23 protein-coding genes and 1 pseudogene are annotated in these 23347 nt (G+C 36.4%); 4 read left to right on the forward strand and 20 right to left on the reverse strand.

The annotated features are described in order from the left end of the window. Positions 1–11 precede the first annotated feature (11 nt). From QZL88_RS12110 to QZL88_RS12125, 4 genes are all read left to right on the forward strand, one after another. Positions 12–344, forward strand: a complete 333-nt coding sequence (locus QZL88_RS12110) for a molybdenum ABC transporter ATP-binding protein (protein WP_296945075.1) — start codon at positions 12–14, stop codon at positions 342–344. Positions 345–384: 40 nt separating this feature from the next. Then, positions 385–798, forward strand: a complete 414-nt coding sequence (locus tag QZL88_RS12115; RefSeq protein ID WP_296941468.1) for a PcfK-like family protein — start codon at positions 385–387, stop codon at positions 796–798. Positions 799–809: 11 nt separating this feature from the next. Continuing rightward, positions 810–2105 carry a PcfJ domain-containing protein gene (locus QZL88_RS12120; protein ID WP_296941470.1) on the forward strand — a complete coding sequence of 432 codons (1296 nt, stop codon included), beginning with the start codon at positions 810–812 and terminating at the stop codon, positions 2103–2105. Between the two features lie 171 nt (positions 2106–2276). Beyond that, on the forward strand, positions 2277–2456 hold the full coding sequence (locus QZL88_RS12125) for an NADH-quinone oxidoreductase subunit F (RefSeq protein ID WP_296941472.1): 180 nt from the start codon (positions 2277–2279) through the stop codon (positions 2454–2456). A gap of 433 nt (positions 2457–2889) precedes the next feature. Here QZL88_RS12125 and QZL88_RS12130 read toward each other — a convergent pair whose 3' ends face one another. The 20 genes and pseudogenes from QZL88_RS12130 to ltrA all read right to left on the reverse strand — a co-directional run bounded on the left by QZL88_RS12130 (position 2890) and on the right by ltrA (position 23267). Then, positions 2890–4131 (reverse strand): SIR2 family protein, encoded by a 1242-nt coding sequence (locus QZL88_RS12130; RefSeq protein ID WP_296941474.1) that lies wholly within the window; start codon positions 4129–4131, stop codon positions 2890–2892. Positions 4132–4134: 3 nt separating this feature from the next. Next, positions 4135–6084, reverse strand: coding sequence for a Piwi domain-containing protein (locus QZL88_RS12135; protein ID WP_296941476.1), 1950 nt, complete (start codon positions 6082–6084; stop codon positions 4135–4137). 439 nt (positions 6085–6523) lie between these two features. Beyond that, positions 6524–7513, reverse strand: a complete 990-nt coding sequence (locus QZL88_RS12140) for a hypothetical protein (protein WP_296941478.1) — start codon at positions 7511–7513, stop codon at positions 6524–6526. A 20-nt stretch (positions 7514–7533) separates the two neighbouring features. Then, the gene (locus tag QZL88_RS12145) at positions 7534–9765 is read right to left on the reverse strand and encodes an AAA family ATPase (protein WP_296941480.1); all 2232 of its coding nucleotides are present in this window, start codon (positions 9763–9765) and stop codon (positions 7534–7536) included. Between the two features lie 197 nt (positions 9766–9962). Beyond that, complete coding sequence (locus QZL88_RS12150) at positions 9963–10550, reverse strand: hypothetical protein (protein WP_296941482.1); 588 nt, start codon at positions 10548–10550, stop codon at positions 9963–9965. Next, positions 10547–11920 carry a glycosaminoglycan attachment site gene (locus QZL88_RS12155; RefSeq protein WP_296941483.1) on the reverse strand — a complete coding sequence of 458 codons (1374 nt, stop codon included), beginning with the start codon at positions 11918–11920 and terminating at the stop codon, positions 10547–10549. Before QZL88_RS12155 ends, QZL88_RS12150 begins: the two co-directional genes overlap by 4 nt. A gap of 117 nt (positions 11921–12037) precedes the next feature. Next, the gene (locus tag QZL88_RS12160; protein ID WP_296941485.1) at positions 12038–12535 is read right to left on the reverse strand and encodes a HEPN family nuclease; all 498 of its coding nucleotides are present in this window, start codon (positions 12533–12535) and stop codon (positions 12038–12040) included. Between the two features lie 63 nt (positions 12536–12598). Next, a complete protein-coding gene (locus tag QZL88_RS12165; protein ID WP_296941487.1) occupies positions 12599–13051 on the reverse strand; it encodes a PH domain-containing protein in 453 nt (150 codons plus the stop codon). Between the two features lie 90 nt (positions 13052–13141). Then, positions 13142–13741 carry a M23 family metallopeptidase gene (locus QZL88_RS12170; RefSeq protein WP_296941490.1) on the reverse strand — a complete coding sequence of 200 codons (600 nt, stop codon included), beginning with the start codon at positions 13739–13741 and terminating at the stop codon, positions 13142–13144. 170 nt (positions 13742–13911) lie between these two features. Beyond that, positions 13912–14370, reverse strand: coding sequence for a DUF3872 domain-containing protein (locus tag QZL88_RS12175; RefSeq protein WP_296941491.1), 459 nt, complete (start codon positions 14368–14370; stop codon positions 13912–13914). Positions 14371–14410: 40 nt separating this feature from the next. Then, the gene (locus QZL88_RS12180) at positions 14411–14995 is read right to left on the reverse strand and encodes a conjugal transfer protein TraO (protein WP_296941493.1); all 585 of its coding nucleotides are present in this window, start codon (positions 14993–14995) and stop codon (positions 14411–14413) included. A 1-nt stretch (position 14996) separates the two neighbouring features. Further along, positions 14997–15947: a conjugative transposon protein TraN gene (gene traN, locus QZL88_RS12185; RefSeq protein ID WP_296941495.1), complete on the reverse strand. Its 951-nt coding sequence runs from the start codon at positions 15945–15947 to the stop codon at positions 14997–14999. Positions 15948–16072: 125 nt separating this feature from the next. Next, entirely contained in the window at positions 16073–17431 is a 1359-nt protein-coding gene (traM, locus tag QZL88_RS12190; protein ID WP_296941497.1) for a conjugative transposon protein TraM, read from the reverse strand. Continuing rightward, the gene (locus tag QZL88_RS12195; RefSeq protein WP_296941499.1) at positions 17412–17702 is read right to left on the reverse strand and encodes a TraL conjugative transposon family protein; all 291 of its coding nucleotides are present in this window, start codon (positions 17700–17702) and stop codon (positions 17412–17414) included. The genes traM and QZL88_RS12195 overlap by 20 nt, the downstream gene beginning before the upstream one ends. Positions 17703–17710: 8 nt before the next feature. Further along, positions 17711–18334, reverse strand: coding sequence for a conjugative transposon protein TraK (gene traK, locus QZL88_RS12200; protein ID WP_296941501.1), 624 nt, complete (start codon positions 18332–18334; stop codon positions 17711–17713). A gap of 41 nt (positions 18335–18375) precedes the next feature. Beyond that, positions 18376–19377, reverse strand: a complete 1002-nt coding sequence (gene traJ, locus QZL88_RS12205; protein ID WP_296941503.1) for a conjugative transposon protein TraJ — start codon at positions 19375–19377, stop codon at positions 18376–18378. Positions 19378–19379: 2 nt separating this feature from the next. Further along, positions 19380–20000, reverse strand: a complete 621-nt coding sequence (locus tag QZL88_RS12210) for a DUF4141 domain-containing protein (RefSeq protein ID WP_296941505.1) — start codon at positions 19998–20000, stop codon at positions 19380–19382. 64 nt (positions 20001–20064) lie between these two features. Then, the gene (locus QZL88_RS12215; RefSeq protein ID WP_296941507.1) at positions 20065–20379 is read right to left on the reverse strand and encodes a DUF3876 domain-containing protein; all 315 of its coding nucleotides are present in this window, start codon (positions 20377–20379) and stop codon (positions 20065–20067) included. A 13-nt stretch (positions 20380–20392) separates the two neighbouring features. Further along, positions 20393–21490: pseudogene (locus QZL88_RS12220) on the reverse strand (TraG family conjugative transposon ATPase); the annotation flags it as partial. Positions 21491–21584: 94 nt separating this feature from the next. After that, on the reverse strand, positions 21585–23267 hold the full coding sequence (ltrA, locus tag QZL88_RS12225) for a group II intron reverse transcriptase/maturase (RefSeq protein WP_296937713.1): 1683 nt from the start codon (positions 23265–23267) through the stop codon (positions 21585–21587). Between the last annotated feature and the right edge of the window lie 80 nt (positions 23268–23347).

Genomic DNA, 23347 nt, shown 5'->3' on the forward strand with positions numbered 1-23347 from the left:
TCAAGAATATGATAACAACAATAATAGCTACCAAATTTGTAAAATGGGATGTTCCCGAATTAGACGCTTTGAAAGGCTCTAAAGTGTATCAACTTAGAGAGAAAGTAAACGCTGAAGAGAAGTTGAGCAGGGAAGAAAGAAACTGGATAACTGAAAATGTAAATCGCAACAGCTATTTCAAAAATGCCATACCGTTAAGTGGTTACCGTTTTGACTTCTCCGAGATACTGAAAACCTATATCGTGAAGCAATACGGCTCATACCAAGAGTATAAAGCAGTAGATAAAACAAGTTTACGAGCCATGATATATGGCAGAATTGATAAAATAATCGAAGTAAAATAACAATAAAGGGCGGTAATCCTGCCCCCAAATACCCCAAATTATGAAAGCAACAAACCATTTTCAAAATACGATAAAAGCATATTTAGACAAACGTGCCGAGATAGATTTACTTTTTTCTTTCCGCTACTCCCTGCCCGAAAAGAAGTTAGAGGACTGTGTTACTTATATCCTAAACCAAGTGCAAAAAAGCGGTTGCAATGGTTTTCACGATGATGAGATATTCGGCATGGCGGTACATTTCTATGATGAAGATAACATCGAGATAGGTCAACCGACGCACAATGCACAGGTAGCAGTTAATCATGTAGTAGTATTAACAGCCGAAGAAAAAGAACAGGCACGTCAAGATGCTATGCAAAAGGTACAAGACGAAGCCTATCGAAAAATAACACAGCCAACTAAGAAGGCTAAAAGAGTAACATTAAATCTCCAACCAAGTCTATTTAACTTTTAAAATATCGACCTATGAAACCAAAGAATAAACTCCAAAAACAAGTAGTAGAAGCAAGTAAAAGTTTGCCTAAACTGACTAAAGCGCAAATCCAATGGGGATATGACCACGCTATCCAATATGTTGGACGCAGAACTGAAAAAGGAATCGTTACCTGTACCAAGTGTGGTCACACATGGCAAGGGATGGGAGAATTAGCCAACACGCTTTTGGGTTGTGAGTGTCCGAATTGCCAATCAAAATTAATAGCCAAGACCACGAAAAAACGAACATTCGATGATAGTTATTATATGAACATCATTACGGCACACAAAGGTTATCAAGTGATACGAACCATCATGTTAAGCTATAAATCCAAAATAGGAGAACCGACAAAACTCAGCTATTCGGAAGTGATGCAACGTTGGATTGCTTACGATGGGAAACATTGCACTTTTGCCAAACTTCGCCAAACGATGGGAACATGTTGTATTGATTCATGGATATTTCATACTCCATTGGAATTAAGGAACGAGAACAGCAACAATAAGTTTTACATAAATGTCTATGACAAGATAGGAAGCATGGGCGAAATATACCCACGTCAAAAACTTATACCCGAATTGAAAAGAACCGGCTATAAGAAAGCATTGTACGGACAGACCCCGTTAGACTTATTTCGCACCTTATTGAGTGACAGCAGAGCTGAAACACTCATCAAAGCAGGATATACCAAACTATTGGAACGCATAATGAATATGGGTTGGAAGAACATCGACAATTATTGGCAGTCTATCAAAATTGCTATCAGAAATAAATATAAAATTACAAATGCAGTTCTTTGGTGCGACTATATAGATATGCTCCGACTCTTTGGGAAAGATCTGCACAATGCAAAATATGTTTGTCCGACCAATCTCAAAGTAGAACACGACCGATATGTCATCAAGAGAGCCAAAGCCGATGCACAAGCAGAAATCGAAAAACAGCTTGCAAAAGAAGCCGAATACAGAGACGCTAAAGCAAGATTCTTTGGACTTGTATTTTCGGATGGTACTATCAGTATTCGTGTGTTGGAGAGCGTAGCAGAAATTATAGCGGAAGGACAAGCTATGCACCACTGCGTAGCAGGCTATCACTCAAAAGCCGATTCGCTGATACTTTCCGCCTGCATTGATGGCAAACGAATCGAAACAATCGAAGTATCCATCTCTCAACTGAAAGTCATTCAATCGAGAGGGGTATGCAACAAGAACACAAAGCACCACGAAAGGATAATCAAACTTGTAGAGCAAAATATATCACTCATAGAGAACAGATTAGCAGCATGATAAAAGAAAACATCTACACATTGTTCATTGGCTTCCGAAAATTGGGAGAGTTTAAATCTATTTTGGAAGCCAAGAAATTTGCTCAAAGTAGCAATCTGGCAGGAGCTTTCAATCTCATTGGGAAGAATTATAGTGATAGTTGGTATATATTTAAATCTGAGGTAAAAGACAATGAAAATTAAGGATATTACAGGTAAATCCATTGGGGTAACAGATCTAAATACAGCTATCAGGCAATGCAAATTGTGTCGAAGTAGCCCGTTTATAATGGATTCGGGGCATACTGTTGGAGAAAACTACACATTTATGCTCCGACAATTGGAAGAACTGAAACATAAATCAAAAACTTGATGGCGGAGAGAAATTTCCGCCGCTTCTTATTCCATGAGCTATTTGCAGAGGTTCATGCGGAGAAAAAGAAGCAAAAAGCCGTTTGTTGACGGATAGATATATTCCACATCCGCAAATTAAGATCTAATGAACTAGTCCATATTTCTCTAATCACTAGTTTAAAGACTTCCACCCTATTGCTTATTAGGTTTGAAAAACTATTTTAACTTAGTTCTCGATACAGAAACCTTCTTAAATAAGAGAATCGTGATCATTATCAACAAATTATATCTTATGGAGTATCGGTTAGTTATAAATTCACAGCAAATATTGATATAGAATAGTTTACAAAGGTCTAAATATTATCTGAATTACTATGGCAATACCTTCGATTAAATTATATCGATGGTAATTTTACCTATTATTTCACCAAGATAATGTATATATGGTCGAGCTAAAATGGATCATTTCTTTTCTTCTCATTTTCAAAATCATTGATATAACTCAAAAAATACTCACCTTTGTTAGAGAAAAATTTAATAAGAAAATCTTTCATGCCTTGTTCTATATGAAAAATTACATTTTCTCCATTTATGTGATTAATATTAAACTCTGGAAGTTCGCTATAGAATGGATTACGTTGTATAGCTTCAATATAATCGATCAACAATTTATCAGCAGATTCTCCTCTATCCACTAAATCTTTTACATTGTCAGGCCCAAATCGAGGATTAACGATTATTATTTTTTTTGTTCCGTTTCCCTGATTTGCAGCTTCAATCAGTAAATTATTAATGTATGGGTCAAAAAAACTATATCCTATTACAAAAATATAGTCTTTCTCTATGAGCTTCTTTTTAAAACTATGAATTAAACTAAAGAAAGGATCTACTGAAAAAGTCTTAGTCCCAAGTCCAAATATTATATAAGGTTTATGATTAATATCTAACACCGCTTTTTCTAAATCCGAACAAAGATTATAGATTTTTACTTCGCCAGTCTCTAAACGAACCCAATCTAAAGAGCCATGTAATTTATATAGCTTAATTTTGCCATATACATCCTGAGTATCTTGCCATTCCATACCCCTCCATTCATTGTTGTTAAAACCTTTCCATGGAGACATATTATATTTCGAAAAATATTCCTCAAAAACAAGGTCATAATTTAAAGAAAAGAGATCCATCTCAAAATTCAAATTAGCATAATTCTCAAATAGAGTTTTTAATGGATCAAGAAAGGATGTATCTTTAATATCTAACCATTTAGGCACCAGTCTTTGTTTTATTATTTGATCCAAAGATTCAAATAAGGTGCTTTTCATGTTTGGATATTTGCTTTTATATTCAGTTTCAAGTAGTACTAATTTGTCAGCCCAATTACCAGTTATAGGATAGGGTAAAAAATTTTCTCTATTTTTTATCCTTCTTATTAGCAATGCTAGTTCCTCAATATTAGCAAAGAATTTAAATTGATTATTTGTATTAAAACTTCTCCATTGATTATGATATTCTAAACAAGATAATAAGAATTTAAGAGCTTCTTTTTGAGTTATGTCAAATATATCTTCGGAATCACTGACAATCTCTGTCTTGATTTCATCTAGCATTCCTCCTGACATTTTACAGCCTGCATCATAAGAAGCCCCTGCTCCAAGAAGAAATAAGCTTTTATCAAAAGCATTTTTAATATCCATATCTTATATAAACCAAGGGGTATTGTTTACAATGTAATTATTAGGAATATTTCCAGCAAAATGGCTGGAGAACTCTGCTATTAGTTTTGCATAAATCGTTGTAGCAGGCTGGCTCCTTTGCTTTAACCCTTTCCATATTAATCTGGAGAATTCATAAATTTGCCCAATTAATTCATTGTGAGAAAACCCATTAGCATCAGCAAAATGAATTTTTACTTTTATCGGCAGTTCATCCGTAACCATATTTAAAGGTTTCTTTTCATATCTTAAATTATTAAATAACAAATATTCATTTCTTCCAACCTTTACATATGTTCCACTTTCTGGCATTCCCATATTATATTCAGAGTCAAAACAAATATCAGCCTGAGTTTTAGAATCATTAACTTCAACGATGGCATACGGTATATTTAATTTAAGCTCATTGTATAATAATTGCTCAATATTTCTTGTTTCTCGTTCGCTATTAGGTTTATAATAGTGAATAATCAATCTCCGAATCTCCCCTTGTTCCAATATATACTTTTCGATAGAATTACGAAGATGCCCTATCAGTTCTGTTTCTGAATCACTGGTGGGATAAGCATGTGTTCCTTTTAAGAATCCCTCATTCGTAAAAAACACAGAACTTCCAATGTATCTACTATTTCCTAATTGGACCTGATTAAACCCTATGACTAGATCTTGATTCGTATTATTTTTCAATCGCCATGGAATGCCCTCTAATTTAGCTAATATACCGATTGCAATATTCGGCAAATGATAGTTAAACGAGTTTGCTTGTCTTATATGTTCTTGATTAATAAATTGAGAAGGAATGCCTTTCTTTAATAATGCATTTTTTATTTCGTAGTAGGCGTTAGTTTTTTCTTCATCTGAATTATTTTTATCGAACTGGCCTATTATAATTGCAAATAGATTATCATAAGAATCCTGATTTAATTCTCGATTCTCAAAATCTTTGTATTCACTCTCAATATTAATAATATTGCTATAATGAAATTTAATATCTGATAAAGTTACAGGAATTCCAACATAACGTTCTAGACCCGGAAAGTTTTTATGTCCATTTTTAAGATATTTGAATAGATTATTTGCATCATCCCTATTTTCATATACAAATATGAACTTATTATCTAAGGCTTTAGGACTAGGTTTATAAATACCAAAGTCTCTCATTCCTGTTATTGGATTAATATCCGTTTTATCGTTCTTGAATAATAATTTATTCTCATACATATTCACTTTATAAATATCACGAATATCTACATTCATTAAACCAGTAGAAATAAAATTCAATCCTTTTTGGTTTATATTTTTAATATGATCATTGAATAAAAGAGTAATGGTTTCGTGCTTTTGTTTAAATGTCGGTCTTTGAGTAGGGTTGGAGATACCAAACTCTGACTTAATCTGAAAATTTGCAATCAATCGATAAGAACCTCCTATTTCTAGCAAAGTTTTTTTTATTATTCTATTGCTTTCGCCACTAAGATACTTAACTGTTCCATATGTAGACTTATACGATATCTTATCTTTACTTATTAAGGTAAAGCTACTCCCTAAGCTTATAGATAATTCATTTCTTTTATTTTTTATATTTAGATCAAATCGCTGATAGATATCCCAGACTTGGTTATAATTTCTTACGAATTTATAAATACTTAAATCGTCAACTTTAGGATTTGGATCAATGATAAAACCTTTTTCCTCAAAATAATGGAATATGATGCTACGAATCAATTTTGGTTTATAATAATCGATACAAACACATTCAAACTGATTCTCATAATTAGGGTCTACAAAATCAAAATATAAATATTCATCATCATCAATAGACTCTTCTTTCAACCATTTTATTAAAGCCTCGAAATCTATATTAGTCGACATTCTATCTTTAAGTATTTTACATTTTGTATAGAATGGTAATTCAGATTTTTTAGAAAAATACATTTTCGATGGGGTATTGTCGAACTTATATTTTATTCTGTTTATGACAATGCTCATATTCTATGAATTTGGACGATTTTTATAATAAACAAAAGTAATAAAAATCATAGACTTAATATGTTGATTCTTTAAAATCACCCCCAAGAAAAATCTCTCAGGGGCAAAACATAATCTATAATAACAATCCAATCAATAATAGTATCTCAAATACCTAAACCCTCCTTTCAGTATAAAGCCCACATGACTATAAGTTTCTCCTTGACGGACATAAAAATCATTCTTTTTGTATTCAGTTCAAACACCTTTCTTTTAAAAAAAACTTTTATATCTGTAATTTCTTTAAGCTCAAGATATTTATTAAATACAGCCATCGGGCAAAATCTAAATCATATGTATAGTAAATCGACTACAGTATATTTATTTACTTTTTGTTTATCATTATTTATAAAGTTACTTTCCTGATTGGTAAATTAAGCAACTCTTTCCTTATTTTTCTCAGTCTTAATAATTGTTTGCGAATGTCTTGCATGAATTTGGCCATAGGCCGTTTATGTATATCTGAGTCTTTCATGTAATTTCCCCACAATATTCGCTCAATAGTATCAGTTCCGGAAGGAAATAGCCCTTTGTAATTTTTCTCAAGGGATTTCCGATAGGCTTCATTATACATGCGAGCTCTGAGAACCATCTCTTCTGCTATATCCGTTTGAGTATTATAAATACCCTCTATATCAAAACATTCGGAAAATGTTTTTTTATTTGCCGGTGGAGGTGGCTCAGTAAAATTAACTTTTAATAAGTCTTTTCTTTTGGGATCTGTTAGGTAAGAAGTTAAGCCGGGTTTATCCAATTCAAAATGAAAAAAGGATGAGGAAGGTTTCTTAACATATAATTCAAACTCTACATCTTTAGTGCTTTTGGCACCGTTACAGGAAGAGCAAGCTGGATATAAATTATAGAGTGAGATACTTAAAAAAGGATAATCACTTTTATTGTGATAATGGTCGGCTTGGAACTTCGCTTTGCTATTTCCAGTTTTTGTTTCTACAACTACTACTAATTGAGAATTACAATAGACGCAGGTTTTTAGACCTATTTCAGAAAAATATTCGGGGTAAAAAGAGCTTCTCAACTCTTTATAACCTAAACACTTCAAAATTAAATCTTTCAATACTGGTTTATCCTCCATTTTGTTAGTATTGGGGTTCATTATTTGTCTTTTCGGGCACTTCCCTATTGTTGCTTTCCATTGTTCTAATTGAGATGGCTGAGCGGTAATGATATTCGTATATTTAAATAAATCAATGACTTTATTCAAATAGTCTGATTCAATAGATTCTAATTTGGCATTTTTTAATTTTTCCAATTTTGTACAAGCATTGGTACGTTGATTCTCTATTCTTTTTGGAAACAAGGCTTTCGCTTTTTCCACAACACTATAGGGGATAGATATCATTTTTCAAGTTGATTAAGTTGTTCCGTTAAATACGAAATTTGTTCTTTAATAGATTCTTTCTTATCAACAATATAGGGAGAGGTTTCATACATATCTGATAAAGCATTTCTCAACAAAGGTTCTCCTATTAGCTCTATAAAGGCTTTCAAACTTTTAGCTGTCCACTGAAAATCATTCGGATTTGGTTTGTTTTGCATATACCGGATAGCAGACTGGATATGCTCTTTAGCCACATCTCCTATAAAACCATTCTCCATAAAAAAATCATTTTGTAGAAGATCATAAATATTGGCTCCAAAGGTTTCTTCGTTAACTTCTATTTGATCTTCTTTTCCTCCTCTCAAGCGAAGGATATGAGTATGGGGGATATCAGAAAGAATAAAAGGAGAGTGAGTTGCAAGAAGGATATTAATTCCCTCTATATGTTCTATATCTTTAAAGTTAATCTTACGTATATAATCGAGAAGATCATGCAGAAAAGTACGTTGCCATTCGGGATGATAGTATAGTTCAACTTCATCCAATACAATATTAATGTATCTATAACGAACAATTTGTTCTTTTTCTTCTACAGAATTGAGATTGATTAGATGATATACAATCGAGCTGAGGCTATTGATACGCTGCTTTTCACCAGAACTAAAGGTATCCATTGGTATGTGGGGACTAGTTAGAGCGTCTTCATCGGATTGTAAAATACGCTCAGGTTCAACTTCTACCCTAAAAATAGAGGGGGGAGCCATCATGTAGGTATTTACTTTAAAACGAGCCTCTTCTTCTTGGCGGACCTGTTCAATCTCTTTAGACAACTGATCAATATCCATAATCACGGCATCTTTAAAAATAGCATCAGATATTTTTTTAACACCACCAATTGCTACGTAAATCCTCCGATAATATTTAAGATGTAGAATGGCTCCTTTAACTTTAAAATTAGTATGATTATAGTGATCTCGTATATAAGTCAACAACCCCTTAACATTTTCAATCTCTTGTGTTTTTGGATTTGTAAATTGTCCATATAGTGATTCATACTTACAAGCCATTTTCACCAATTTGAAAGTGATATACAAAAACATCACCTCCTTGAAATTGGGTTCTATCTCTTCTTCTGTAAAACTAAACACTTGAGGAACTTCCTTTTTAATTTCATTCAACAGAATCTTAACTTCTTCTTCGGAAAGCTGCCGGTCATCATGATTAATCCTGTCCCAATAATCCGTCAGATAATCAACTTTATACTCCATCTTTATCTGTCTAGCTATCTTTCCATTTGCCAAATGTCGCAGGCTTCTTCCTTCAGTAATTCCATTCAGAGGGCGAAGAATGTTGGAAACTAAACGACGGGTCAATAAGCTACGCTCACTGTTTATGTTAATATTTCCATCAGATCTCATAGGATTCAATACGATAGGAGTTTGATAGCCATCATTCTTATGAAACAAAGGGTTGACCCAATTCCCAATTTCTTTTGCGTTAAGTGAAAAAAGTGAATAGTTGACCACCATCGTATAAAAATAAGTCTCGGCAAATTGCTTTAAATTTTCCATTTTCTTTCCAATTTCTTGCTTTTCACATACATAATGTGACGAATCCTTGTTATAAGAATGAATTAGGATATCACAATCAAAAGGGTTATTGGAGTAAGCAGGAGCTGGAATAAAAGACATCTTATAAAAACATGCCATGTTCTCTTTGCTTTCAGCACGATATAAGATTTGGAGATCCAGATTTGGATGAGGTTGATAGAGATATTCTCCTGATCGCTCTGTTAAAATCATCTCCTGAGCTTCCTTTGGAAGAAGATTTTGAAGAGCTTCCCGGATTTTTATTTTTTCCTTTTCCTCTTCTTTGGGATTCTTGTAAAAAGTATAACTTTCAAGTTTACACCCGATATTATAAGCAGCCCGGTAAAAGAGCTCAACTAGTGTACTTTTACCTGAACCATTAGCTCCTACAATGGCACTAATGTTGATAGGTAAAACACGGTCAGGAAAATCAATATTATACAAAGGTATATCACTAGACTCATCATAGATAAACTCTGCTAGGTCATTCTCTTTAATAAACGTATAATGCTTATTAAAAGAATATATACTGTTTTTTTTCAAGTTCCTGCTATAATTGCTATTATATTGAATTGCTGAATCTCTCAAGAATTCTATTGATTGATTGTCTGCAACTTCCGAACTATTTCCAATTTTAAGGGCTACAATTTGAAAACTCATTTTCTTAAAGTATATTTTTGTGAAAAATAATAACAGAATTTAGCAAAATGGGAAGATATTATCAAATGCCTTTCAACTAAATTATTTTTCTCTGGTTATGTTTCTTTTTCCGCATAATCTCACAAAAAAAAAGAAGTGAAAAATCAGTTTTTTCTAATTCGATTAGAAAAAGGTTGTAATCATCTAACTGTTTCTATTTAAGAAATGTCAGATTTTATCAAGACGCAGTATTGTTTAAGCGTTTCTTCAATTATACAATTTATTCCCCATTGTATTTGATTTTCAGCAACCCAATTTACTGTTTCGTGAAAATTAGACGCTTTATAATGTTTACTATAATTAGTATTACTCTCAAATAATTTTATATTACAGTCTGCAATAATGAAAGGATTCATTTCAATCTCTTTATCCAAAGATTGAGAATATGCTCTGGATTTGGAATTACCGGGAATTATTGATTTCAAATGAAAGTTAGTTACCCTTAATTCCTTTAAGAAATGGAATAATGGATAATCAGTTTTTTCAATAGCCAAATCTGGATAATTTACTTTTAGCATTTCACTTATGGACACAAATTCATTCAGTGCTGCTCTTAGATGTGCTTTTTCAGAAAGAAAGGGATACTTGTTGTCTTTTTCTCCCCCAATAAAAAGACTACATCCGTAAATTCTTTCCGAAATATCACCTAATTTAGTAAGCTCGGGAAAATCATCAAATATCTCGTATTTTAAGATTCCCTGACAATGGGGAATCGTCGGAAATTTACTCAAATCTAAACTTCTCATTTTACTTTTTGGAAATTCTTATCAACAGTTAGTTGGTTAATAGTCATTGATTTATATGGGTGAAATTCGGGAAAGTAAGATAACACACTTCCATCCTCTTTCAAAAAATGTTGTGTAACATTTTTAAATAAATTAGGGTCAAGAGGTATTAAAGCATTGGGATTATGAAAAATAGAAATTCCTTCACTCCAATTTTCTATTGAATCTTGCGTTACCTCATAAGCAAATTCCAAAGGTACGGCAGCATTTTCATCATGGTCATGGCGATAACCAAATCTGAATAATCTTGATTTTTGAGAGTTTAAACCTGCTTGCATACCTAACCTGTTAAATTTGGAGAGTGTCGCAGTTGGAGAATTGATTACTGCACTAATATTTTCTGCATCTGGCTGAAAGAAGAATCCTGCAGGAACTGTTGCGCCTGTTGATTTCGTGTATTCCTTTACTGGAACTGGTATTATAACTAATTGACCTTCTTCTGTATGATAATGTTCATACTCATAACCATATAAATATGAAATTAAAGCAGGATAAGACCATAACATAGATTTTGTTTCATGAAAGTCTGCAACTGCAATTACTAGTGGTTTTCCTTTAACATGATCTTTTTTCCAATATTCTTTTTTCAGTTTGCTATAAAGAGCACTTCCGAATTTCAACGGCATATCATTTTTTAGCTCTTTTTCAATCTCTTCTTGATTTTTGGGCTCATATTCGGTTAAAAAATCAGTATCCTGATCTTTCCTTCCAACAATAACAGCTTCTATTGCGATCTCATGTCCCAATTTTTCTATCATAAAATCAGGTGCATAACTATCTCTTTTAAATGAAAAGAATTGTTCTCGACAGAAGCAAAAAAGATATAATTCCCATAACCGTGCATCAAAACCGTTTATTGATTGGAACTGATCGATGAAATTTCCATCTATATCTTTATAATGATAAGATATTTCTTTAATAACATTTTTTGCGGCGAGATAACCCTCATGCTCATTCAATATCTTAAAATAAGGACTTAACTTTCCTTCTTCTATTATTATTTCAAATAAATCAAAAAAGTCACTTTTGTCATCGTGCATTGTTATTGCATCCGAAGCCATTTCATCATCAATCCATTTTCTAGCTTCATCAATGGTCGTTAAGCTTGCGATTACTTTTTCTGCTCTATATTGCTTAGCCTTATCTCTTGACAATATTGCAGCATAATAATCATTATCAGTATAATCCAGACTTATAAAGCCTATTAATCTACCACTTTCGTTTCTGTAAAACTCCAGTTCTTTTGAAAAATATCTCACGAACGGTTCTCTGGTAAACAGAACAAGTATATTGAACAAATTTTTATTGATTGGTATAGCTATTTTCATCATAAACTCTGATATTATATTTTTCAACAACTTACTTAAATTTTATCATTCGGTCGTACCATCCATCCAAAACGTCGATAGTTTAAAAGATACTAGAGGTATTATGCAGGGGAGAAAGAGCTATTCTCTATTCTCTATTTTAAATTTATGTTGATTTTTTCTAACAGTATCTATGAACCAACCACCATAATACCTTATAAATGAAAGTAATTCGGAAGGCAAAAATGAGGCCACTACATAATTATCTCCTTTATCTTTGTCCTTGAAAACAATTTTGTCAATTAAAAAATCAGTATTTTCGGATTCAAATTCAATATTGAAATGCGCAATGGAATGTCTTAAGGCTACAATAAGGCCTTTTAAGTCGGTGTATTCTTCGTTGAAGGTTGATATAAAAATCCCCATATCTCCTTTCAACTTAGAGGTAATTCTTTCTTTTGGTAAATAGCTAATGGCTTTTTCTTTCGGAAATACAACTAATCCTAATAAACAATTTATTAGCAAGGTATGATTATATTGCTGTTCAAAATTATATCTATGAAGTATTCCTTCATATTGAGCTATTAGTCCTAATGTCCTTTCAATAAAGTCTATCTCTATATTCTTATAGTTTCCCATCGATTATTATGTATTGTGTTTATTCTTAAAGTATAAGAAGTATAAATTCTAAATCTATTTGTATTACCCTATCTGTGTATTTATCTCACGTCTGAAAGCCAACGGGTCAGCTATATACGGATAGGTACTTGAAGCACCACCAGTTGTAACTGTAATTGTACCAAAATTAAATATCCGACCCAAAACACTTTGTTTTATATGAAGACCTTCACATTTCGCCAATACCAAATCTAGAGCTCTGCGACTGATAACACCTGTTTTAAGTATCACACGTTTGTTCGTTACTGCATAAGAAGAACCTACTTTTATTAGTATTCTTGACAACAGCGACACAATCCCGAAGAACAAAATCAGTAAGCCTGCATAATGAGTCATAGCTGATATTTCTTTAGGGCTTGATGCAAGAAAAGCACCGATAAGTAACAATATAATCGGTTGAACGAATAGGAAAAAATGCAATCTTGCAACATATTTTATTTCTTCCCCAGATAGCAGATTTTTCTGTATGTAATTCATAGGCTATTGATTTATTTCAAAGGTAGTTATTTTTGTTAATTTTCGATATTCGGGCAGTAATATTTCATCTATAATTTTAGCATTTTTCTTCTATAAGAAATCATTGTTCAAGTGTTTAAATAGCAAGAAGCACCATCCAATTGGGTTCAAATAACGTTTACCTTTTCTAACTTCGTAATGCAAGTGGTTACCTGTTGTTACCCCTGTACTACCCACACAAGCGATCTGTTGAGTAATACTTACCCTTTCCCCCACATTTACCAATATCCAGCTTAAATGTGCGTAGAATGAATGAAAACCGCCTACGTGTTGAATCTCTATAAAGTAGCCATATCCCACATCGTAACCTCTGGCAGTCACTATTCCGTTACCCGTAGCATACACGGGAGTACCCTTTGTCTCTGGAATATCAATTCCTGTATGAAATTTTCGTCTTTTATAGCATGGGTGCTGTCTCATTCCAAAGCCTGATGAAATATACTGAGTTTTTTTAATCGGAAATATCACAGGATAGTCAGATAACTCATCAATAGTCATTTGCAAAGAATCCGCTATTTGCTGAAATTCCGTAATGGAATAAATCGGCTTCAGACAGTGTTCTATTTGTGATTTTCTGTTTGATGAATTGCTTTGCTGTCCCCATGCAGGCAGATGGAGTAAAGCTATCAATAGGATTATTATATATTTCATTGTCCTGTCTTATATAGGACAAACGCCCAAAGAATCTTCGAGCGTTTGTCTGATTGTTCACTATTCAATTTCTTCACCCCACAGCTCAACGTCTGTAGGAGCAGTTACATAAGCATAAATCATATTTACCCAAGTAACTATATATGAGATTACCATCATCGTCATCATGACTATTCCGTTTCCGTTGGTAAATCTTCTTCCTCACCTCTGTCATTTTGGAACGAGAACGTCTTTTGTACTACCTGACCGTGGTTATCTTCTATATACACGTCTATCACTTGTTGGTCAGTAGAATGAGAAGTGTAATACATCCGAAACGTTTCTTTTTCCAAAAGATATAAATCGTTTGGTAGAAGTATAGTTCCATTTTCGAGTTGTAATTGGCCTTTGCCATCTACCTGAAAGTAACGAATGTAGAATTTAGTGTCTTGGAAGTTCCCTTCCTTTACAATCTGTGCACGGATTTCCGCCACCTCTCCCTGAACGATTTTTTTCTGAACTGGCATACAAACCAGATCAAATGCGTAAACCTTATTAATATCCATATCGCTACTACAGGCTAAGGCCAGCAGCATTATCGCTGCCAGCCACACTGTTATTCCGAAAAAAGTCTTTATTCTTTTCATCATTGTATTTGTATACTTTGTTAAATAAAAGGGGCTGTGCCCCCTAATTGATTATAAATTTGATTCCTACACCGAACTGCCCATGAAAATGCCCTGTAGAGTTACCCCAGAGGATACGTTCTCGCCCTGTAACGAGTAGCACCACACGGTCTGTCAGGTAGGTTTCGATTTCCAATGTGATAGCACCTCCATAGATAAAAGTATCTTTGTGTTGAAGTGTAGAGCCATCATACAGGGTCTTTTCGCCCCAATTCGATGTTTCATAGCCTGCAAGGGCAGAACCACCCAAAGAGAGGAAAACAGTCTTGGAAGGATCAGTCAGAAAATTGTAATAATAACCTCCCTCAGCCGTGAATTGGGTTATCGGTAATCGTTTTTCCCGATACGGGTAGTAGCGTTCCATATATTCCGCACCAAATACCCATTTGTTTCCGTTCTTAGCATAAGTCGCCAGCGCCACACCGAAATAATACCCCGCTTCATTATCATTCTTGGATGAATAGATTCCATCCACCATACCACCTGTGAGTTGTATGCCTCGCATACCCGGAAGTGAACGCTGTGCATGTGCTTGGTCTGTAAAGACCAGGCACAACGCAATCGTTAATATAAGATATAACCGTTTCATACTATTTCACTTTGAGTTCGTTAATAACCTTTGCTCGAACCAGATCTGCATTATCCAATGTAAACCGCTGATGACGTCCGCCTTCCTGCTCGTTAAGCTCTACAACCAACATTTTATCATCGGGAATCGTAAATTTCGGTAAAGTGAAAATCATGCGTTCTGTCTGTTGTCCACCTATCAGCATCAAATTATTGTAGGCACGGAGTGGCCAAATTACCTGCTCCTGAATTGCAGTACGTTTGGCTACTTTTTTATCTACAATCTTAAATGTGATAAAGTCCACATTGAAAGTTACATTAGATGAGTTTTTTAGTTGCAGATGAAAATACAGCAGTCCATTATGGGTATAAATACCTTTCAGCGTGTGTTGTATTCCGAAACGCTTCGAGCCGATGTGTTTTATCTCCCGATCATTGTTCTTGTGTATAGACTGCATAATTAGCTTGACGAGCAAAGGTGATTCCTGCCCCAACTCCTGCATATAGACTGCAAGAGCATTATTCGGACGGTTCACCGCTTCGCCATCGTGCAGAAAGTCAGTCATTTCAACAGACAGTTTTACAGGTTCATCTGCATATTTAACGTTAAAGGTATAATATGCACCATCTTCCGTAATAACTGACAAATTACTCTCTCGACTGAAATCCCGCAGAGCTGCTTTCACTCTCAATACATTGTCCGTGCCATCTGCTTTCGCTGCGAGAAGATCTGCCGACCCTAAATCGACATAGCGAATAGATGATGGAAATATTATATGTACAGTTTTGGAAAATGTCACCTCCAGAGCATAAGGTGGAATCATTCTATCAAAGGTCAGCGGACGGGTAAAGCTCTCGTAATAGTCACCCGTTGTCGGTTTGGTATGTACCACAATGGTATCTTGGGATACTTCTTGTGCATGGGCTGTAAATACACTAACAGCAAGTGTTAATATAAAAAAGAATCGTTTCATACTTTTGATTTTAAATTCGTTAAACATTCAATTTTTAGATTGCCCGTTTCTCACGACTCGCCATAATCAAAATAAATTTTGCTTCTGCTCTCGCTGCTTGAAACGGTGATTTTTTAGTGGTTTTGTTAATTTTCTTTGGGTAGCAATAGGAGCTTGTAATTAGCTTTTAGGGTAACTTTTACTACACTCATCTTTTTACTGATATACTGTGAAGCCCCTTGTATCAACCCCTTGCCCATATCGGCTGCCAATTGTGAGCCTGCATTATCCGAAATCATAATGCTTGTTCCTGCTGATGATGCCAATGTAGAAGCTACTTCTTTGGCTGCTTTTACTTCATCGTTATTAGGTACAAAAATTCCTGATTGACCATCCATATCGTACACTTGCAGTTCAACCGGAATAATGTTTCCTGCATACTGAATAGAATTGATCGTTACTTCCAGACGTTCGCCACCGATACGACAAGCTCCTGTCACTAAGGTATTGGCAGGAATCAATATCTTGCCAGCCCTCATTGGTTCCAAAAGACGAAGTTGTACTTCTTTGCCATTAGTCAGGGTTACAGTTTGGTTCACACAAGCACGGATACTGTTTTTATCCTTTATTACCTCATTGCCTGCAGCAGTCAGAAATCCCATATTCCGGGGTTTGCTGTACGAGGCTATGAATTCATCATTGGACATTGGTTTAGCCAGTAGGGATACAACATTCTGATACACTTGTTTAACGGGTTGTACTTTGACCTTATCTCCTGTAGGTGTCACGCTCGTTTCTTCTGCGGGTTGTTCTCCTACCTGTGCAGGCATGTAGCGTGCTGCCATTTGGTAGGATTTTTCAAGCAAGGCTGTCTGTTCGTCCTCTTCCGCTTTTTTTGCTTCGGCTTCTTCCTGCTTTCGTTCCAATTCCTGTATCCGCTGCTCCATAGCCGACTGTGATTGTCTGTCTGCTTCGGTTGGCTTTTCGTACCAATCACCCAATTGCTTGTTGATATCCTGATAGGCAGTTGCCGAGGACTGTATCGTCCGAGGAGTTGAACTTCGGGGTCGTTCTGCTTGCAGCGAAGTATTGTAGGCATTGTCCTTTTGTTCATCATCGCTCTGCTGTTCATTGTTGAACATGGAGGAAAAATCCTGTAAAGATTTCATTTTCTCCTGTTCCTTTTGTCGCATCGCTTCCCGCTCATAGGCATCCCGTTTGTCACCCACAATACCTTCGTCCTTTGGTACGGGCAGTTCAGCATTGAAGCCCGTTAGTCCTACCGCCTGCTCTTTCCCATCGTCCGACGGAGCGAAGATGAGCCACATCGCACCACCGAAGATTAAGAAGAATAGCGGCATAATCAGCATCTTCTTTCGCTTCTGACTCTCCGCCATTGAGAGTTCTTGCTTGGGTGGTTTGAGTGGTTCTTTTTTAACCTCATTCTTGATATAGGGAACAGGTTCTTCCTCCTGATTCGTTTTGTTATTGATTTGTTCGTCCATATTCGTAATTGTTGTTTAGATTGTTAATACTGTCTCGCTGTTGCTCCAATAGTAGTTTTAGCGATTCGATCTGCTCTATCTGTATTTTTTCTGCCTTATCTTTTCCTAAATTGTAAATAGAGGAAAAGGTCATGTAGATGGAAAGACCACCGAAAACAAGGAACATACTTATCACAAGGATAATCCGTCTGTCGGGGGTAAGTCTGCCGAGCAAGCCCCGCAGACCATCCTCCAACCATTCATTGATGCGATTCATTATTTTTCGTATCATAGCTTTACCTACCTTTCCGATATCCGAATATCCCGATTCTCCACAATTTCGAATTTCTCCATTGTGAAACCGTGAGGATTGTTATCCGAGCGTACCGAGTTGATCAGATTGCAACGTGTTACCAGACTGCGTTCGGTGAGGTTACTCTCCCTAATAATCATTTGCTTGGCATAGGTTACAGCCTTGTAGGGATAGCTATCAAAATCACAGGCAATACTGTCCACCTGTACAATTTGATTGATATTCCCCGATACAATACGGTTATAGTACCCTTTTTCTGCCATGTCCTGATAATATTTGAAAGCCGATTTATCGACAAGGAATAATGCCCTGTTTACGTTGCTTTCGATAGCTTTTTTATCGGGTGAGAGAGTAAAAAACAGCTCGTGGAAACGCTTAACGTGTTCGCGTGCCTCCACAGGTCTGTTTTGTGTCATATCTTGGGACAAGGCAAGCATTAAGGACTTGCCACCGTCCAATACATAAATACGCTGGCGTTGTGCTTCGGCAAAGTTGTACGACGACCATACGGAGTAACCCGTAATGGTGGCACACATACAGACAAAGACAATGCCGAACAAGCGTATCTGCTTGAAGGATGTTTCTATATTTTTTAAACTCTTGAACTCCATTTTATTTGTTCGTTTTTGAATTAATAAAAGACACTGCGTGTCTATTTCTTACCCATCAGACGACCGGCGACATTACCTGCGGCAGCTCCGGCAACACCTCCTGCCATTGCAGCCCCTTTGCTTGCCATTGAGTTTACTCCACGGGTAGCACTACCGCCACCTGCCTGAATAACCCAACCCGCTACGCTCGGAATAGAAAAATATCCTATAATCCCGATGATGAAGAAAATGATGTATATTCCGTTACTGGCATCCGGCACATAGGAGGGATCTTTCAACATATCTATATCCATTTGCAGCATGAGTGCCTGAATCTTGGAGAGCACAGCCGAGAACAGATCAGCAATGGGTAGCCACAGATAGACCGAGATGTAGCGGGAAATCCAATTGGTCAGAGTCGATTGGAAACCGTCATAAACAGAGAGGGCAAATGCCAATGGTCCTAAGATTGACAGCACTACGAGGAAAAACGTTCGCAGGGTATCGATGGTAAGGGCTGCGGCATTGAACAGCAGTTCGAAGAAATCCCGGATCAGTTGACGAAACCATACTTTCATATCGTACCAGGTACGTTCTCCCCACATAGAGATCATTTCGGCAGCATCGGTAATTCCGAGATCTTTCATCTTTTGGTCATACACCTCGTCATCGACCAGCCATGCTTTTCCTTCACGCAGCCGTGCATCGTATTCCAATCGTTCTTTCTCGGCTTGCAGAGAATGCACATCTGTCATTTGTGTTTCCAATATGGTATGCGTTCCTTTTACCACAGGAGACATAACAGCGTTGATCGTACCGAGAACAAATGTTGGAAAGAACATAATACAGAGTCCAATGACAAAAGGTCTGAGCAGTGGATATACATCTATCGGTTCTGCCCGTGCCAAGGCTTGCCATACACGGGAAGCGACATAGAACAGTGCACCCAATCCGGCTATTCCTTTGGCAACACCAACCATATCGCCACAAAGGGGCATCATATCCTGATACAGATTACGAAGAAGCTGATGCAGGTTATCGAAATCTATTGCTAGCAGTATCATGATTACCAATATCTATCGGATGGATTACCATACAGGTTTTTAACTCGCTCCATATCTCCTTTCTCCTGACTACGGATAAAGGAAACGGAGATGCTTTTCTTGGAGAAGTATCGGACAAGATTGCGATGTTCGAGCATCTTGGCGTGTATATCATCTATAATTGACATACGCTCGGCATCGGTCATCGAAAGTCCGTTAGAGAGGGAAACAACATTCTTTATATCTGCAAGCAGGTTGCCGCTTTCCTTCAATAGTTTGGAATATCCGTTCGATATAGCTTCCAGCTCGTTGACGCTAAAATTCCGATCGGATAGCATCTTGTTGAAATTGGTAGAATAGATCTGGGATATTTCGCTGACCAGCTCTACCGTTTCTTTCACTTTGCGCGCATCTTTGATCAGACTGTGTACGGACTCCAACTTATCATAATACTGTTTTCCCTGATCGTATATCTTCTGCATCTCCTTAAAGCTGTTGATGACATTGGTAGCCGTCGTAGCGGTTTTGGAAACAGTCAGTATATTTTGTGCCAGATTGGAGGGATCAATCACCGTCCATTGTGCTTTCGCCTGATAGGTGCATAGTCCCATGAATGCCATAAAGCAGAAAAGTATTTTCTTCATATTCGTTATTTTTAATTGTTATTACCCGTTTACCGTCCGAAGTCGGAGGTAGCCCTTAAGCGGACTAATCCTCCTGACGGACATATTCTCCGAAAGCGGAAAGATTCAAGACCTCTTGCTCCCGATTATAAGTAATTTCGATACGCTCATACAATTCAATGTAATGCAGACCGAATACATTGTAGACCGTACAATCGCAGACCACCAGCGGGTTGTTGTAAGTAAGACAGAGCCGGATGCCTCCCTTTTTTCGGGAGATGTTGCGGTATATGCTTATCGCAGGTGCACCTTCTCTACTTACCCAACGCCCCGTAATCTCCCGCATGGAAAAATCTGTAGAAGTGGAACAAGAATCGGTTATATTACATTGGTTGAACATAGCTTTTCGGTTTTTACTTGCGTTTACTTTCAGCTATTTGTTTTATAGCCAACTCAATATTACCATCCAATTCTTCGGTTTTCTTTGCAACCTCCAGTTTCTCCGTTTCTTCCGTTGTGAACGTAAAATACTCTTCCAGACTCACTTCTGTGGCATATACAGCCGACTGAACACCGCCCAATCCAAACCAGACTTCTTTGTATTTTCGGTTCGGATTGTTGGACATATTGATGGATAGCACCTGACTTTTTTCTTTTTCGGTCAGCCCCAACAGAGCTTGGATGCTATCAAACTTGTTCATGTATTTACGCTGGTCTAAGAGAATCTTACAATCGGAGTTGTTGATGATGGACTCCTTAACGATAGGTGATGCGATAATATCGTCCACTTCCTGAGTGACAACAATTGCCTCTCCGAAGAACTTCCGAACGGTCTTAAAGAGATACTTAATGTACTCTGCCATACCTTCTTTAGCAATCGCTTTCCATGCCTCTTCAATCAATATCATCTTTCGAATACCTTGTAACCGCCTCATCTTATTTATGAAAACTTCCATGACAATGATCGTTACAATAGGAAACAAAATTTTGTGATCCTTAATCGCATCTATTTCAAAGACAATGAATCGTTTAGATAATAAATCGAGCTGTTTTTCGGAGTTCAGCAGAAAGTCGTATTCGCCTCCCTTGTAGTAGGGTTCGAGCACATTGAGGAAGTTCGCAAGGTCAAAATCTTTCTCCCGTACCCGCTTAGCATCAAGGATAGCAGCATAGTCCAATTTAACAAATTCGTAGAATGAATTGAATGAGGGTACAACCGACTCATCAATCGTTATACGCTCTATATACAAGCTCACCGCATTGGACAGGGCTACCTCTTCCGAACGTGTGGGTGGTTCATTATCCCGCTTCCACAAAGTCATGATCAGGGTTTTGATACTTTCTCTTTTCTCGATATCAAAGACCCCGTCATCGGTATAAAATGGATTAAATGAAATGGGATTTTTTTCAGTATAGGTAAAGTAGACTCCATCTTCCCCATTGGTACGACGGTTGATAAAATTACAAAGCCCCTGATACGAGTTTCCTGTGTCCACAAGCACGATGTGCGTGTCGAGTAGGTCGGGGGCATTACTGCCCCTTTCCCCTCTAAGAACCGTACGTGAGAGTTTCCCCTCATACGGCTCAAGCAATTCAAAATTTCTATTATGAAACCGGCTCATTTCTTCTATTTTTAAGTAATACACTTCTGCGACAACTATCATGTACTAGAGTTCTTTTGATATGGTTTTCTATGGTTTGTTCCATGATACTCCATTCTTTCTCTCTGTTTATTAAATTCTCGCAAATTGGACAAATACGGTTTTGTTTTTCCCAGATATATAGGAGTGACCTTCTGCCTTTAAGGGTGTTGAGCATCTGATAAGTTTCTCTTTTATCAAAATATTCAGCCCACTCTGAGTCATATGGATTAGCCTCTGATCTAATCTTCACATAGGATTCTGTTTTTGTATTGGTTAGTCGCTTTAACGAGAAGTACTCACCATTCTTTTTACGACTATCACTTACTGAAAAAGTCCAGCTTCTACCATTTACCCTATGATAGTATTTATTGGCAACCCAATATTTTCCTTTAGCATTATGTCGTCTTTTCGACCACCTCCATAGTTTTCTGAAAATTTCAAAATCTGCTCTACCGAATATTTCTGATGCTATACTATATTTATAATAGTTAGCCCAACCTATAAGCATCGGGTTTAAAAGTCTTATAATTGTCTCTTGTTTCGCCATTTTATTTGTTTCAATAATATGTCGAACCTTATCCAAAAAGACTTTTACCTTTTCTTTTGATGGTCTCACAAGCATTGTTCCGTTATACTTTCTGAAGTTGAATCCAAGAAAATCAAAACCATCATCAATATGAGTAATCTTCGTTTTCTCTTCAGATAGGGTAAGTCCCCTTACTGCGAGAAACTCTTTTAATAATGGCATGATTTCAGATTCCAATACACTTCTGTCTTCGCTTGTTATGATGAAGTCATCAGCATATCGAACAAGATTGACCTTTGGGTGATATTTTTTATTCCTTTCACCTTTGATTCTTCTTGCTTTATACTTCTGTGCAAGTAGTTCTTGTAGACCATCTAAGGTCATATTAGCAAGTGTTGGAGATATGATACCACCTTGTGGCGTACCCTCGTCTGTCGGGAACAACATTTTATTAAAGACAAATCCTGCTTTTAACCATTTCTTTAGCATAACCTTATCCATTGGGATATTTTCCAGAAGCCATTCATGGCTGATATGGTCAAAACAACCTTTTATATCTCCTTCCAATATCCACTTAGGACAATAATCTTTTGCCAAATCAATAAAACATTGTTTCATAGCATCCTGCGTGCTTCTTCCTTTGCGGAAACCATACGAATGGTTATCAGCAGTTGTTTCAGCCACAGGGTCTAATGCCATGAGATATAATGCTTGCATTGCTCTGTCTTTCATTGTTGGAATTCCTAACGGGCGTAGTTTTCCATTACTCTTTTTAATATGTACTCTTCTTAATGGTTGCGGAGAATATCCCCGTCTTTTCAATTCAGTAATCGCATTTGCCTTGGCTATTGGGGTATTCAAAATTTTACCATCTACCCCAGCCGTAGCTTTTCCTTTATTAGAAGACACTCTTTTTACAGCCAATGCTTTAGCATAAAAAGAGTGAGTAAGCACCCACTGTAAGGCTTTCACCTTATTGTGTTTACTTTCCTTTTGAGCCTTTACAATACGTGCTTGTAGCTTCTTAACCTCACGTTCACACTTATTCCATTCAATGGATTCCCATGCGATTGATTTTGTTCGGTCAGTTGATGCACACGATGTTTTACTTTCGTTCATTTGCTTTTCTACTTTAAAAAGTTCTAAAAGTTTCTTGTAAAGAATTACCTTATGTAGAAGTCTGCCCACTTTCGTGTGAG

Origin of the sequence: uncultured Dysgonomonas sp. (genome assembly GCF_900079725.1) — a bacterium.
In the GTDB taxonomy this organism is placed as follows: Bacteria; Bacteroidota; Bacteroidia; order Bacteroidales; family Dysgonomonadaceae; genus Dysgonomonas.

Coding starts and splice junctions, on each gene's coding strand:
- QZL88_RS12115 (WP_296941468.1), top strand. CDS start 385: ATGAAAGCAACAAACCATTTTCAAAATACGATAAAAGCATATTTAGAC.
- QZL88_RS12120 (WP_296941470.1), top strand. CDS start 810: ATGAAACCAAAGAATAAACTCCAAAAACAAGTAGTAGAAGCAAGTAAA.
- QZL88_RS12125 (WP_296941472.1), top strand. CDS start 2,277: ATGAAAATTAAGGATATTACAGGTAAATCCATTGGGGTAACAGATCTA.
- QZL88_RS12130 (WP_296941474.1), bottom strand. CDS start 4,131: ATGGATATTAAAAATGCTTTTGATAAAAGCTTATTTCTTCTTGGAGCA.
- QZL88_RS12135 (WP_296941476.1), bottom strand. CDS start 6,084: ATGTATTTTTCTAAAAAATCTGAATTACCATTCTATACAAAATGTAAA.
- QZL88_RS12145 (WP_296941480.1), bottom strand. CDS start 9,765: ATGAGTTTTCAAATTGTAGCCCTTAAAATTGGAAATAGTTCGGAAGTT.
- QZL88_RS12150 (WP_296941482.1), bottom strand. CDS start 10,550: ATGAGAAGTTTAGATTTGAGTAAATTTCCGACGATTCCCCATTGTCAG.
- QZL88_RS12155 (WP_296941483.1), bottom strand. CDS start 11,920: ATGATGAAAATAGCTATACCAATCAATAAAAATTTGTTCAATATACTT.
- QZL88_RS12160 (WP_296941485.1), bottom strand. CDS start 12,535: ATGGGAAACTATAAGAATATAGAGATAGACTTTATTGAAAGGACATTA.
- QZL88_RS12165 (WP_296941487.1), bottom strand. CDS start 13,051: ATGAATTACATACAGAAAAATCTGCTATCTGGGGAAGAAATAAAATAT.
- QZL88_RS12170 (WP_296941490.1), bottom strand. CDS start 13,741: ATGAAATATATAATAATCCTATTGATAGCTTTACTCCATCTGCCTGCA.
- QZL88_RS12175 (WP_296941491.1), bottom strand. CDS start 14,370: ATGATGAAAAGAATAAAGACTTTTTTCGGAATAACAGTGTGGCTGGCA.
- QZL88_RS12180 (WP_296941493.1), bottom strand. CDS start 14,995: ATGAAACGGTTATATCTTATATTAACGATTGCGTTGTGCCTGGTCTTT.
- traN (WP_296941495.1), bottom strand. CDS start 15,947: ATGAAACGATTCTTTTTTATATTAACACTTGCTGTTAGTGTATTTACA.
- traM (WP_296941497.1), bottom strand. CDS start 17,431: ATGGACGAACAAATCAATAACAAAACGAATCAGGAGGAAGAACCTGTT.
- QZL88_RS12195 (WP_296941499.1), bottom strand. CDS start 17,702: ATGATACGAAAAATAATGAATCGCATCAATGAATGGTTGGAGGATGGT.
- traK (WP_296941501.1), bottom strand. CDS start 18,334: ATGGAGTTCAAGAGTTTAAAAAATATAGAAACATCCTTCAAGCAGATA.
- traJ (WP_296941503.1), bottom strand. CDS start 19,377: ATGATACTGCTAGCAATAGATTTCGATAACCTGCATCAGCTTCTTCGT.
- QZL88_RS12210 (WP_296941505.1), bottom strand. CDS start 20,000: ATGAAGAAAATACTTTTCTGCTTTATGGCATTCATGGGACTATGCACC.
- QZL88_RS12215 (WP_296941507.1), bottom strand. CDS start 20,379: ATGTTCAACCAATGTAATATAACCGATTCTTGTTCCACTTCTACAGAT.
- ltrA (WP_296937713.1), bottom strand. CDS start 23,267: ATGAACGAAAGTAAAACATCGTGTGCATCAACTGACCGAACAAAATCA.